Annotated in this window: 11 protein-coding genes; 10 read left to right on the forward strand and 1 reads right to left on the reverse strand. The window is 57.9% G+C overall.

What is annotated here, in order from left to right:
* The first annotated feature begins 91 nt into the window (after positions 1-91).
* From HV796_RS08965 to HV796_RS08995, 7 genes are all read left to right on the forward strand, one after another.
* Positions 92-892, forward strand: coding sequence for an ABC transporter substrate-binding protein (locus HV796_RS08965; RefSeq protein ID WP_175226122.1), 801 nt, complete (start codon positions 92-94; stop codon positions 890-892).
* A gap of 167 nt (positions 893-1,059) precedes the next feature.
* Positions 1,060-1,806, forward strand: coding sequence for an anti-sigma factor family protein (locus HV796_RS08970; RefSeq protein ID WP_175226123.1), 747 nt, complete (start codon positions 1,060-1,062; stop codon positions 1,804-1,806).
* Positions 1,807-1,961: 155 nt separating this feature from the next.
* A complete protein-coding gene (locus HV796_RS08975) occupies positions 1,962-2,480 on the forward strand; it encodes an RNA polymerase sigma factor (RefSeq protein ID WP_175226124.1) in 519 nt (172 codons plus the stop codon).
* Positions 2,477-3,307, forward strand: a complete 831-nt coding sequence (locus tag HV796_RS08980) for an anti-sigma factor family protein (RefSeq protein WP_175226125.1) — start codon at positions 2,477-2,479, stop codon at positions 3,305-3,307. Before HV796_RS08975 ends, HV796_RS08980 begins: the two co-directional genes overlap by 4 nt.
* Before the next feature lie 329 nt (positions 3,308-3,636).
* Positions 3,637-4,599 carry an EF-hand domain-containing protein gene (locus HV796_RS08985; RefSeq protein WP_175226126.1) on the forward strand — a complete coding sequence of 321 codons (963 nt, stop codon included), beginning with the start codon at positions 3,637-3,639 and terminating at the stop codon, positions 4,597-4,599.
* 260 nt (positions 4,600-4,859) lie between these two features.
* Entirely contained in the window at positions 4,860-5,603 is a 744-nt protein-coding gene (locus HV796_RS08990; RefSeq protein WP_175226127.1) for an SDR family oxidoreductase, read from the forward strand.
* 131 nt (positions 5,604-5,734) lie between these two features.
* Positions 5,735-6,745, forward strand: coding sequence for an aldo/keto reductase (locus HV796_RS08995; RefSeq protein ID WP_175226128.1), 1,011 nt, complete (start codon positions 5,735-5,737; stop codon positions 6,743-6,745).
* A gap of 137 nt (positions 6,746-6,882) precedes the next feature.
* Here the strand turns inward: HV796_RS08995 and HV796_RS09000 are convergent, their stop codons facing one another.
* The gene (locus HV796_RS09000; protein WP_246355776.1) at positions 6,883-7,323 is read right to left on the reverse strand and encodes a lysozyme inhibitor LprI family protein; all 441 of its coding nucleotides are present in this window, start codon (positions 7,321-7,323) and stop codon (positions 6,883-6,885) included.
* Positions 7,324-8,037: 714 nt separating this feature from the next.
* Here HV796_RS09000 and HV796_RS09005 point away from each other — a divergent pair.
* From HV796_RS09005 to HV796_RS09015, 3 genes are all read left to right on the forward strand, one after another.
* Positions 8,038-10,308: a DNA methyltransferase gene (locus tag HV796_RS09005; RefSeq protein WP_217477869.1), complete on the forward strand. Its 2,271-nt coding sequence runs from the start codon at positions 8,038-8,040 to the stop codon at positions 10,306-10,308.
* A gap of 5 nt (positions 10,309-10,313) precedes the next feature.
* Complete coding sequence (locus HV796_RS09010) at positions 10,314-11,114, forward strand: hypothetical protein (protein ID WP_217477871.1); 801 nt, start codon at positions 10,314-10,316, stop codon at positions 11,112-11,114.
* Positions 11,115-12,560: 1,446 nt separating this feature from the next.
* On the forward strand, positions 12,561-13,157 hold the full coding sequence (locus HV796_RS09015) for a helix-turn-helix domain-containing protein (protein ID WP_175226129.1): 597 nt from the start codon (positions 12,561-12,563) through the stop codon (positions 13,155-13,157).
* Positions 13,158-13,192 lie beyond the last annotated feature (35 nt).

The following is a 13,192-nucleotide window of genomic DNA, read 5'->3' on the forward strand; positions in this document are numbered from 1 at the left end:
CGCGCAGGAGCAAGCACAGGCTCACCGAATAAATCGCGGGACCACAGGTACCCGTTTAGACCAGGTCATACCAATAGGGAAGGAGATCGACATGCAGCTGCTCAGGAATGGATTGATGCTTGCGTGCGCATGGGCATCGCTGGCGGTGCTCGCGCCGCTTCCGGCACATGCCGCCGACGCGACCACGCTGCGCTACGGCCTTGAAGCACAATATCCGCCGTTCGAATCGAAGGGCCCGAGCGGCGACCTGCAGGGCTTCGATATCGACATCGGCAATGCGATCTGCAAGACCGCGAATCTCAAATGCAGCTGGGTCGAGACGTCGTTCGACGGGCTGATTCCGGCGTTGCAGGGCCGCAAGTTCGATGCGATCAATTCGGCGATGAACGCGACCGACAAGCGCCGCGAGGCGATCGACTTCACCCATGTGATTTATCGCGTGCCGACTCAGCTGATCGCGCGCAAGGACAGCGGCTTGCTGCCGACGCCCGAATCGCTGAAGGGCAAGCGGGTCGGCGTGCTGCAGGCGTCGATCCAGGAGACCTTCGCGAAAGCGCATTGGGAGAACGCCGGCGTCACGATCGTGCCGTATCAGGATCAGAACCAGGTCTACGCGGACCTCGGTTCGGGGCGCCTCGATGCGACACTGGTCCTCGCGCCGGCCGGGCAGACCGGCTTCCTGTCGCGACCTGAAGGCAAGGATTTCGCGTTCGTCGGTCAGCCGGTTCGCGACGACAAGATTCTCGGCAGCGGTATTGCGTTCGGCATCCGTAAAGGCGACACCGCGCTGCGCGACCAGTTGAACACCGCGATCGCGAAAGTGCAGGCGGACGGCACGGTCAAGACGCTTGCGCAGAAGTACTTCGGCAATATCGACGTTTCCGCGAAGTAAGCTGCACCGAGGCGCAAACCGGACAGGTTCGCCGCACTGCCCGGCGGACGTCGCGCGCGCCGTCTGTCACAGATAGCAAACGGCGTGCGCCGACCGTCAGGATCGGGAATAAAGCGGGGCGCGACGCTGTTTGCGACGGGAAGAGGCACTTTTCCCTTGCAGACAACATGGCGCACAGTGATTCCACCATCGACCCGCCGCTCACCGAAGCGGACATCCAGGCCTTCGCCGATGGGTCGCTGTCGCCTGAGCGCGCGGCCCGTGTGCAGCGCTACCTCGGCGCGATGCCGGGAGAGGCGAGTCGGATCGCGTTCTATCGCCGGCTGAACGGGCAGATGCGGCGCTCGTTCGTGCCGCATACGGCCCCCGCCGTCGACAATTCGAGGTTTATCCGGAGCGGCGCACGACGAGGCTGGCAGGCGCATCTGCACCGTGCGCGGCGCGCGCTGTTCGGGTCCGTTGCGCAGCGCATCCTGCTGCTGGTGCTCGCGCTAATCGGCTGGGCGGCCACCGCGTTTGTTTCCGATCATCAGTTGAATGCCGCAGCCGTGATGAGCTATGCGCAGTGGGCCGCTGTGCCCGAGCAAACGGCCGCCACGCCGGTCCCGGCGAGCCGCGATCCGTTCTCGACCGAGTTCGCGCAGTTGGGCTGGAAGCTGGTGTCGGTGAAAACCCTGCGGATGGGCCTGATCGAGGCGGCGCAGGAGTTCGACTACCGGAATGCGGACGGTCAGCCGGTCGTGCTGCTGACGACGGGTGCGCCGTTCGTGATCGAACGGCCGCGCTGGATGGGCCACCGCGTCGGCGAACTGAGGCTCCTCACGTGGTCTGAAAACGGCACGCGCTACGTGCTGGCCGGCCGTGCCGACGCGCATGGTCTGATGAAAGCGGCCGACGCGGCGACCTTTCATTGAGCTGCGTATCATCGCGGCTGCGGCGTGGCGGCCGCCGGCGGCCTTTGCGAAAGTTGGATCATCGCGGAATAAAATCACGTAATTATTGTTCGCAGTGTTAGATACCGTCGTGCGCCGGCTGGTGCGCGGCCCCGCAATACCTGACGGGTACAAAAATGGACATCCGTGATGAACTGATGGAACACGTACCGCGATTGCGTCGCTACGCACGCGCGCTGGTCAATAATCGGGACTTATCGGACGACCTCGTGCAGGACACGCTCGAACGGGCGCTGTCGCGTACCGAGAAGTTCAAGGAGGGCAGCGACTTGCGCGCATGGCTCTTCACGATCATGCACAACGTGTTTATCAATCAGGTCCGCAAGGCGTCGACGCGGGCGGTGCATGTGTCGGTCGATGACGAAAGCGTGTTCGAAAGCGAGTTCGCGGTGTCGGCGAATCCGACGCAATCGCTCGAGGTGCGTGACCTCGACTATGCGCTGCAAAGGTTGCCGACGGACCAGCGTGAGGTTGTGCTGCTGGTCGGTCTGGAGGAGATGAGTTATACGGAGGTCGCGCTCGCGCTGGACATTCCGGTCGGCACCGTGATGTCGCGTTTGTCGCGCGGCCGCGAGCGGCTCAGGGCATTGATGGCGGGTGCGCAGCCCGGCGCGAAATTACAGGTGGTGCGATGAGCGAACAACAAACTCCAATCAGCGAAGAAGATCTCCACGCTTATGTCGACGGCGCGCTTTCCGAAGAGCGTCGCGAGCAGGTGGAGCGCGCGCTCGAACAGAATCCGGCGCTCGCGTCGAAGGTGAGTGACTACTTCTCGCTCAACAGCATGTTCCACGATCGCTATGATCGCGTGCTCAGTGAGCCGGTGCCGGCGCGTTTGCGTCCGCGCAAGACGCGCAATTGGCGCGAAGCGATGAACTGGCCGCAATTCGCGGGCATGGCTGCGGCGCTGGTGCTTGGCATTGGCATCGGCGTCGGCACGGACATGGGCAAGAGCGTATCCGGCGGCAGCTGGATCGGCGCGTCGTCTTCGGATACGCGGCCGGTCAGTGCGGACAGCACGGAAATGTTCGCGCGCAAGGCGGCATTCGCGCATGTCGTGTACATGCCCGCGGTGACGCGTCCGTCGGACATGGGCAAAGGTCACGAAGAAGAGTTCGTTCAGCTTCTGGCAAACAAACTCGGCACCGACGTGCATCCGCCGATGCTGACAAAAAGCGGCTTCATGCTTGATGGCGGCCGGATGCTGCCCGGCAAGGATGGCCCGATGGCGCAGTTCATGTACCGCAACGCGGAGGGCGAGCGGCTCACGCTCGTGATCTCGCATCGGAACCAGAGTTCGAACACGACCGCGTTCCGGCTGTATCAGGATGGGCCGGTCAATGTGTTTTACTGGGTCGACGGCAATTATGGTTACGCAGTGTCGGGCGGGATGGATCGCAATGTGATGCTGCAGCTCGCGCATGATGTGTATGCGCAATTGACGGGGTCGACTGCGGGTTGAACTGGCTTCATCAGGAAATGGCCGAATTATGAAGTTTTATGGAATTCGGCCATTTTTTGTTTACCCGACAGTGGATTATTCGGGGTTCGGGCTTTCTTGATAAAGCATTCGCTTTCCCGCGGAAACAAAGGCCGGTCGACGGATGACGACCGGCCTTTTCTGTTTTTTCTGTTTGCCATATTCAAGATTCGCGCCGCTGTGACCGATATTAGTCTCGACATATCTGATAACAGGCGTAATGCCCGGTGGTTCAAAACCGATGCGGTTCCCGCCATTCCACAGATCTGAATCCGGGTTTCTGAATAACCGGAGCCAAAGGGAGGTTTGTCATGTCGGTTTCACTAATCAATAGCACGGTCACCGATTTGCTTCATCAATCTCGCGACCGCAATGCCGCGAATACTGCCGATACAAACGGCTCCTCCGACGCGGCCGTTGCTTCCGGCGCGGCGGGTGCGCAAGCCGGCTTGCCGAATGGCTCGCAAACCACCGCGAACACATCGGGCACGAACTCGCCGTCGTCGATCGAGACATTCAGTCCGGCCGCACAGATGCTGTCTCAGTGGGCTTCGGAAGGCCTGACTATAGCGAGGTTCTCGCTCTTAGGCTTCGGCCTGACACCCAGCGACGTCAACAATGCGGAGCAATCGAAGCAGGGACTGCTCGCGTTGATGAACAAGCTCGAAGTGGGGGTGCAGAACCTCGCCGACTTCAACGCCAACGGCGGCAAGGGAACAATGGGCGGACTGGCATTCGCGGCCCAATTCCTGGGTCTGACAACCGACTCGATCGAGGAGGCCAAACAGTCACCGGACAAAATGACGGCGCTGTTGAACAGGATCACGAATCTCGTGCCGAACTGGCAGTACGAGACTCCGACTAATCCTTTTGGAACGCCACCCGCCAATAGCCCGGTGTCGGCTCCTGGCGCGGACGCCGCGGCGCCGCGTGCAAGTTCGACGGCGGGCGCGCCGTCGCAGTCCGGTTCGGGTGATGGGCCGGTCGTGGGCGGCACCGTGTCCGCACAAGATTTCACGAGGCTTGTCGAGCAATTCGGCGGCAGCGCCGACGAGGCGAAACAGCTCTTCGCCGCGATGGACACGGATCAGAACGGCTCGCTCTCCAATCTCGAAGTGGTGAATGAGCTAGGCCGTCTATCGACCGACAGCACGAGCGCCGTGTCTCAAATGGTGATGGCGCTGATGGACACGGACCATAACGGCAACGTGAGCGGCGACGAGTTCTTCAACTTCCAGAGAGCGCTTCAAGGCAGCGAAAAGGCACCGACCTGAGCGTCAATGTGCTGCGAAGACAGGTAAGGCCGGTGCCGGCGTTCAGCTGGCGCCGGCCTTTTTCGTCTGACGATGCGGCCGGCGCGGTGCGCCGCTGAATGGCGTTTAAAAAACGATTGTCGGGGAAATAAAATAATGCGGCGATTCCCGAATCGAGAAAATATTATTGCAAGAAAAAGAAAATATTCTCACGGTACACTCGCTCGCCCTCCGCTTTATTTGATTCACCACACTCCCCCAAAAAGGCTTACGGATCGCCCATGGAAACCACTCAGTCCACTGATATCTCTCTGCAAAATAGCCGCATCGTCATCGCGGGCGGCACGTCGGGCATCGGCTTTGCGGTTGCGCAGGCCGCGGCGCGCGCCGGCGCCGCAGTGACCATTGCGTCGAGCAGCCTGCGGCGCGTGCAGGAAGCGCTCGAGCATTTGCCGAAGGGCACCCGCGGCGAAGCGGTCGACTTCACCGACGAGGCCCGTGTCAGCACGTTCTTCGAGCGGGTCGGCGCGTTCGATCATTTGGTCTATACCGCGGGCGAGTCGCTGTTTCTGCAGACGCTGGCCGAGCTCAGCATCGCTGAAGCGCGCAACGCATTCGACGTGCGCTACTGGGGCGCGGTGACCGCGGTCAAGCACGCGGCGCCGTACCTGCGCTCGGGCGGGTCGATTACGCTGACGAGCGGTGTCGCGTCGTCGCGGCCGTTGCCCACATGGGCGATTCCGTCGAGCATCCTTGGCGCGATGGAGTCGCTCACGCGCGCGCTTGCTGTCGAACTCGCGCCGCTGCGCGTCAACGCGGTCAAGCCGGGCGTGTTGCGCACGAACCTGTGGAGCAATATGAGCGAAGAGGATCGCAACGGCCTCTATGAAGCGGTCGGGAACAAGCTGCCGGTACAGCGGGTCGGTGAAGCGAGCGAGGTTGCGAACGCGTATCTGTACTTGATGCAGCAGGGGTATAGCACGGGGCAGGTGATCGTCGTGGATGGCGGTCATATGCTGGTGTAGCCCACGAGAGCCGAGTGGCGAACGTCCCGCGGCAGACCTTCAGCGGCTGATCCTTTTCGGAGTCAGTCTTGGACGGGCTGAACTCATCGCCCTACACTGCGAGTCACCGACAACACTGATTGGAGCAAGCCATGAGTATCAAGGACAAACTGCCGGCCGGCACGAAGCTCGGCTTCGGGACCGCGCCGCTCGGCAACATGTTCCGTGCGATTCCCGAGGCCGAAGCGGCCGCGACGGTCGAAGCGGCGTGGCAGCACGGCATCCGCTATTTCGACACCGCGCCGTTTTATGGAGCGGGCCTCGCGGAGATTCGCCTCGGCGATACCCTCGCGACGCACAAGCGCAGCGAGTATGTGCTGAGTTCGAAGGTCGGCCGCGTGATTCTCGACGAAGTCGAAGACGTTAGCGCGCGGGATCTCGGCGAGAAAGGCGGCGTGTTCGCGCACGGACGGCCGAACAAGATCATCAACGACTACTCGGCCGACGGCACGATGCGTTCGATCGAAGACAGCCTCAAGCGGTTGAAGACCGATCACATCGAAATCCTCTGGGTGCACGACATCGCGCAGGATTTCTACGGCGAAGAATGGCTGTCGGTATTCGAAACCGCGCGTAAAGGCGCGTTTCGTGCGCTGATGCGGTTGCGCGAGGAAGGCGTGATCAAGGCGTGGGGCATCGGTGTGAACCGCGTCGAGGCTTGCGAGCTTGCGCTCGATCTGAGCGACCCCGATGGCTTCCTGCTTGCGGGGCGCTACACGCTGCTTGATCACGAGCGCGCGTTGCAGCGTCTGATTCCGGCATCGGCGGCGCGCAATGTGGAAATCGTGGTTGGCGGTCCGTATAGCTCCGGCATTCTCGCGGGCGGCGCGCACTTCGAATATCAGAAGGCGTCGCCGGAGATTATCGCGAAGGTCGACAAGATCAAGGCGATTGCGCAACGCCATGGTGTGAGCGTGAAGGCGGCTGCGCTGCAGTTTGCGTTGGCTAATCCGGTGGTGGCCGCCGTGATTCCGGGTGCGAGCAAGCCGGAGCGGATCGCGGAAGACCAGGCTGCGGTGTCCCAAGTTATCCCGGCGGATTTCTGGCGGGAAATGCAGCAGCAGAAGCTGGTGGCGGAGAATGCGCCGCTGCCGATTGATTGATAAGGCTGGTTTGAGACGCGAGCGGTGGGTGGTCGGCGGGCGGCGTGCTTGCTGATGATGCGCGATCTAAATCGCGGGCGGGTCGTCCTGCCGAGTTTAGCGCTGCGTTCGGTTCGGGCCGCCGCCGATTGCGAGCGTTATTGATTGCCGCACGTCGTATCGCCTTCTGCACAGTGCAACTGGCTATTGAGCAGCTTGGTCTGTGCTTGCGTGAGTTCATCAAGACACGACGCCTGAGCCATCGCGTGAATGCTGCCGCCATTTGAGCCCGACGTGTTGAAGTCACACTGCGCGTCACGCCATGTGATCCATGCACGTTGGGCTTTTTGCAGTTTCTCTTTGCCCGGCTTGCTCACCTTCGCTTGCAATGCGCGGAAAGTTTGATTGAGCTTGGTGTCGGAGGCTTTCAGGCCGTTGTTCGCGCATTGCGTTAGCGTGGTTTGGTCGGTGGCGTTCGCACAATCGGGTTGCGCGGCGAGGGTGGCGTTGCAGGCGAGCAATAACGTCACGGCACAGGGGAATAGAGCGCGCATTGGCTTGTCCTCTTTTGGGGTGCTTCGGGGGAGTTCGACAGGCATTTGTTACTTTCGACGACACGAACGTTACCCGGTTTTGCGTTTGATTGGCGATGTCTCAGTTGTATTTGAAGCTTTGGTGGTGCAAGTGAGTTTCGCGCTGCGGCGCAGTGTCCTTTGTGAATGGCCGAATTGGTCGATTCTCACTTTTTAGGACTGGCGAAGGCAGTTTGGGTCGCCCGCGTAGTAATACCTTCGCGCACTTTCCAGTTCATCAAAATAATATGGTCTCGGAACGCTGTTTTTAGATCGAAGCTCTAATTTGGTTTTATTTTTTGTTAATTATTTAGGAGTGTAGATGATGTGGAGCGCAGAGAAGAAAGCGGTCTCACGATGATTACCGTCCCGATGCAACACGACGGTTCAGCAAGGGCGGGGCCAGATTCTTACCGCCGTGAAGCTGACTTTTAGCTATTGAAATGATTCATCGATGATCTAAAACTATTGGCGCCATACTCGTCGGTATGCGGGTTCAAGATTGTGGGAGCGCCTCCGCTACGTACTGCGTCGGACCGGCTTTTCCTGTAGATTTCCAAAATTTGGCTACACGATGGACTCAAACCGTATGCCTTGGTCGAAATCGGTCACGCGTCTCGTAACTTGCCTGGATGCAAGGGACTTTGACCTACTGTCACCCGTGCGTGTAGTCAATTCTCTAATGTGCCCCTTTTTAAACCAACCGGAGCACCTGTCGGAGAACGACGCGAGGTGGTTCCTGTGAAGAAGGAAAGTGCAGTAATTGCGCGGGGAGGCAATGTTGGGGCATCTCGCTGGGCGGATTCAATGGGAGCGGCGGCGAATTTAGAACTCCCATTTAGTGAACCCGATTCCGAGTCGGTCATTTGCCTTGAACCGGAATCAGGGGGGGCGCGCGCTATTGAGGACGAAAACTTCCCATTCGAAGCGCTGAGCGTGATCGCAGAGATGGAAAGTTGGCGTAAAGAGATCAACCGTCCTACCACCCACATTCATAAGTGGTGGGCGCAAAGGCTTGGTACGGTCTTTCGCGCTATGACGTTAGGCGCGTTCGCTCCAACTGGCACGGATATTTTTGATCTTTTCTATAAGCCGGTTCGTATTTCGTACGGGACTGTATTTGACCCGTTTATGGGTAGCGGCACAACGCTCGCAGAGGTGACAAAGGTAGGGGCCCGAGCGATTGGACGGGACATCAACCCTGTAGCTCACTTGCTCGTCAAGTGCGCGCTTTCCATTCACGACCGAAAGGCGATCTTTTCAACGTTCAAAGCTATCGAGCGGGACGTAGCCGAGCAGCTCAAAGCGTACTACCGAACTACGTTGGCGGACGGAAGCAGCGCTGACGTTTTGTACTATTTCTGGGTCAAGGTTGCGGATTGTCCGTCGTGCGAATCAACCGTCGATCTGTTCTCGTCGGCAATATTTGCGCGTCACGCATACTCAAAGAAGTTTCCGCAAGCACAAGCAGTTTGCCCACATTGCGGCGGCATTAACGAAGTACATATCGAATCCAAGGAAGCGTGCTGTCATTCCTGCTGCAATACATTTGACCCATCAAGCGGACCGGCGAAGGGGGCGAATGCTACGTGTCCAAAATGCGGCCATACGTTCGCTATTGCGAAGACTGTCCGTGCGAAGGGCACGCCGCCGGAACACCGGATGTACGCGAAATTGGTGCTCACAGCCGGCGGCGAGAAGATCTATCTAAAGGCGACGGAAGAGGACTTCGCGCTCTATGAGAGCGCACAACGGGTGCTTGCAACTCGCGTCAATCCCTATCCCATTGTCGCAATTAAACCCGGCTATAACACCAATCAAGTGCTTGGCTATAGTTACAATTACTGGCATGAAATGTTCAATGCCCGCCAGCTTTTGTGTCTATCTATTCTCGCTGACCGGATTCGAGTAATTACCGACCCCTTACTACGTGAACTGTTCACTTGCCTGTTTTCTGGTGCGCTCGAATTCAACAATATGTTTGCGTCGTATAAGGGAGAAGGTACCGGTGCTGTTCGTCACATGTTTTCCCATCATATATTGAAGCCTGAGCGGGTGCCGCTTGAAGCGAACCTTTGGGGAACCTCGAAAAGTTCGGGCTCGTTCTCTACGATGTTCGAGGGTCGCATTCGGCGTGCGCTTGATTATGCGGATCGTCCCTTCGAGCTACGCCGTACGAAGGACGGCAAAGGCAGCGAGAAGGTATTCGATCTTTCGGAGTCCATCGGATCGAACGTCGCAGAAAACTACACCGCATTTGAAAACGGTAAGCAGATATACCTTTCATGTGGCGATTCAGGCGCGACGGATTTAGCGGACAAATGCGTTGACGCGGTTCTGACGGACCCGCCGTTTTTCGATAACGTTCACTACTCGCAGTTGGCGGACTTCTTTCATGTGTGGCAACGCCATATCCTTGGTGAAGCCGAAACGCGAATAAAGGATACGACCCGATCGGACTTCGAGGTGCAAAACGCGGATCAGGGCGATTTCACGGCGCGCCTCGCGGCAGTGTGGAAAGAGGCGCACCGCGTTTTGAAGGATGATGGGCTTTTGGCATTCACTTACCATCACTCTCGTTCCGAAGGGTGGCGAAGTGTCTTGCAAGCGCTGATGGATGCTGGCTTTGGAATCACTGCGGCGCACCCTATCAAGGCCGAAATGTCGGTGGCGAAGCCCAAGCAACAGGCCAAGGAACCTATCGACATCGATATTATTCTGGTCTGTCGTAAGCGTTCTCGGCTTGTTACGCATCACTGGAACGGTGATCTTTGGGCTGCCGTTGTTCCGGTTGCTAATAGCCAGGCTCGCCGGCTACAGGAGATGGCACGGAAACTGAGCCGCAACGACGTACGCGTTATAGTAATGGCGCAATTGTTGCGGCAACTGTCGCATGCTGTATCGACTCAAGATGCTCTGCTAGCGCTAGATGCCGCGACTGGCGACGTGGATGACCTCATCGAAGAGATTCATAAGTCGCAACCCCATTTCCATAAACAACAAGGAGAATAGTAAGGGTGTCGAACACGTCAGCGGTTTTCAAAGCCTGCGTAGGGGCGATCAAGGGAAGTCAGCTTATCGAACGAGAAGGCCGCAACGATAAGGAATTCCATTTTCAAAACTGGTTCCGAAGTCGTCTGGAAACACTACAAGTTAATTTTGACAGTCCCGGCAGAAACACATACCCGGATTTTCGCCTTGTTCGATTTGCCGAGGGCTTCGAGGTCAAGGGCCTAGCCTACCCCGGCCGGGAAGCTGACTACGACTGTAATAGCCAAGTCCCATGCGGTGAGCACAATGGGCGGCAAGTCTATTACGTCTTTGGCCGCTACCCTGCCAATCCGGACGGAAGTCGTTACCCCGTGCTCGACTTGGTGTTGTGCCATGGGAGCTTTCTGAACGCCGACGACACGTATGTTCATAAAAATAGAAGCTTTCGAGGTTTCGGAAGCTACGGGGACATACTCGTGCGCGATCGCAAGATGTACGTCGCCCCGACACCATTTGCGCTCGCCGAAGGAACGGCTCATCACCGCACGCTTATTGTTCCCGATGGGCACCAGGTCGATGCGGATCTGGTGGAAGTTGGAAGGCTGGTACGTAGGGAAGCAGATCAATTCGTCGTTGCGTACAGTTTCGATTTGCGAACCAACGAACTCGCGACCGCGCACGTTCGGAATCCAAATGCTGGCCGGGAACATGTCTTCAAGGCATATCGCGCTGAGGGCGATCCAACGGATGCGGTGACCTTGCGCAGCAAAGCCCAAGTCCTTTTGGGCCTGGACGCGACCGAAGCCGGGCGAGACGATGACGACTAGGCTTTGGCTTATTGGGGAGGGCGTATGCGCGGAAGAGAGAGGCGTTGACCGGATTCGCCTACCGGAGTCCCAATGTAAATAGCCCGGCCAATGACCGGGCTATTTACTTGAATTCACTGGTGGGGCGTGAGTGGCTCGAACACTCGACCTACGGATTAAGAGTCAAACCAAGCGCCTTGCAGTGTACCGGGCGTCACTGGAAGTAGCAAGCCGATACGTCACTTCGGCGCCCCTGAGATCACTCGATGTCACAGTGCATTTCCGGCAAATTTCCGGCAGCACTTCGACATCAACCGTTCAGTCGGAATCTGAGTGTGCGCGCCCACTTGTGAAGTGGGAGGACCTCGAGTCCCAGCGGTGAGGGACCGGCGAGGTTGGAGCCGAATATCTCGCTTCGCGTCCAGTGGTACTCTTGGCCCACCAACGCGTACAGCGATTGAGGGTCCCTTCGTGCGGCTTCGATTATCCAATCCACCGTGTCACCGATAGGATCGGCAGCGCCTAGTCCATAAGCAGTTCTGGAAAGCGCCGGAAAGCCTTTGTCCCAAAGAATGCCCCATTGCCACCAATATAGGTAATGAGTCGCATCTCTCGACCTATCCTCGTCCGTTAGTTCGCGAAACGTCGGCCATCCATCGGCGTATACAAGCATAAGTCTTGATCCGTCGAATTTTCGCGGTAGCTTATTGTTTGTTGGTGTACCAACGATCTCGCCAGTGACCTTATCTTTCACAATCACTGTATGCGCGCGGCGTCCAAGAAAATTGGCGACTCGATTTTCGATCGATTGCACTGACGCCGCTAAGGGCGCACGCGCCTTCTCTTCCCAAGACGACAAGGTATAGCGGTAGGCGGTTGTCGACGATAACCCAGGAACCCTCCCAACTCGATTGCAGTCTAGGTTGCCGACGACCCGCGCTTCCTCGATGAGGCCTCCCGCAAATTCGTGCAGTGCGTGCCACAAGCGCGGCGTTCGCATCTCGATCCGGTTTGTCATTTCGGCTCCGAATTGTTTATGTGTCGTTTAACGCTTGTTTATGCAGCGTAAAAATTGGCTGTTGGTTCATTGGTGTTAGTCATTCTATGCTTTCCTAAACGTCACAGTAAAGCACTGGAGAACACGCCAATGGCAATAAGTAACGTCGATTTTAGAGTGCGGTTCAGCAGAATGGACCGCCAAGCAATCGTAACGAAGGACGAATTGGCGGCTCTTCTTGCCGTTTCAGCAAGAGCGGTTCAGCAGATGGCATACAGAGGTGAACTTCCCGAGGTTGCGTTCCCTAACAAACGCAAGTCATGCTGGTTCGTGGGGGATATACGTGCGTGGCTCGATGAAGCCGCTATGAAACGCGCTAACGCGCAGGCGACCACCAGGCAGGAGGGGGTGAAACCTCGCATCGGCCGCCCACGTCACGCGGTAGTTGATTGACGATGCCCAGACATCCGATGCAGGGCGAACTGTTCAAGGCTGAGACAGGCTGGTTTCACGTATTCCGATCTTTGGTCAACAGCGACGCGTTCGCGTCAATGGACGGAAAGACGGTGAAAGTCTATCTCGTCATCAAGACGCAAACCAATATTGACACCGGTCTCGCTGGTCCCATCGAGTACGAGACCATTGCAGCTAGGGCGGGTATCTCTGTCTCCTCCGTCAAACGAGCGATCCCTCAGCTTGAATCGTTGGGCTACGTCTCACGGTCTCCCTGCGGTCGCTCGTACGTCTACCGGTTCCAAGAGAAATGGCGGATACATGACGAGTCTGGGAAACATACTGCTATGGCGTCGTGGCCGTATATCCCCGCCCTCGTTAAGTCAACAGCGGACGACCTGAGGGCGGGTCGCGTACCGCCAAACGTCCACATTGAGCGCTTGCAACTCAATATCAATCACGTTGGGGCGGGGGGCGTTGTCATCAATGTTCAAGATGCTCTCAACCAGATGCACCCGAATATGCGGCAAAAATTGATTTCATTACTTGAGCGTGCAGGCGCTATAGACATTGGAAGTTATACACAGGTCAGCGACGACCCGGATCACGGGTGACCTATGTTGCTGCTCGACACAGCTCACGGGTGACC

Source organism: Paraburkholderia humisilvae, from assembly GCF_902859855.1.
Classification (GTDB): Bacteria; Pseudomonadota; Gammaproteobacteria; order Burkholderiales; family Burkholderiaceae; genus Paraburkholderia; species Paraburkholderia humisilvae.

Bases quoted from the DNA above. Each gene is read 5' to 3' on its own strand.
- HV796_RS09015 (WP_175226129.1), top strand. From the start codon at position 12,561: ATGCAGGGCGAACTGTTCAAGGCTGAGACAGGCTGGTTTCACGTATTC.
- HV796_RS08975 (WP_175226124.1), top strand. From the start codon at position 1,962: ATGGACATCCGTGATGAACTGATGGAACACGTACCGCGATTGCGTCGC.
- HV796_RS08995 (WP_175226128.1), top strand. From the start codon at position 5,735: ATGAGTATCAAGGACAAACTGCCGGCCGGCACGAAGCTCGGCTTCGGG.
- HV796_RS08990 (WP_175226127.1), top strand. From the start codon at position 4,860: ATGGAAACCACTCAGTCCACTGATATCTCTCTGCAAAATAGCCGCATC.
- HV796_RS08965 (WP_175226122.1), top strand. From the start codon at position 92: ATGCAGCTGCTCAGGAATGGATTGATGCTTGCGTGCGCATGGGCATCG.
- HV796_RS08980 (WP_175226125.1), top strand. From the start codon at position 2,477: ATGAGCGAACAACAAACTCCAATCAGCGAAGAAGATCTCCACGCTTAT.
- HV796_RS08985 (WP_175226126.1), top strand. From the start codon at position 3,637: ATGTCGGTTTCACTAATCAATAGCACGGTCACCGATTTGCTTCATCAA.
- HV796_RS08970 (WP_175226123.1), top strand. From the start codon at position 1,060: ATGGCGCACAGTGATTCCACCATCGACCCGCCGCTCACCGAAGCGGAC.
- HV796_RS09000 (WP_246355776.1), bottom strand. From the start codon at position 7,323: ATGCCTGTCGAACTCCCCCGAAGCACCCCAAAAGAGGACAAGCCAATG.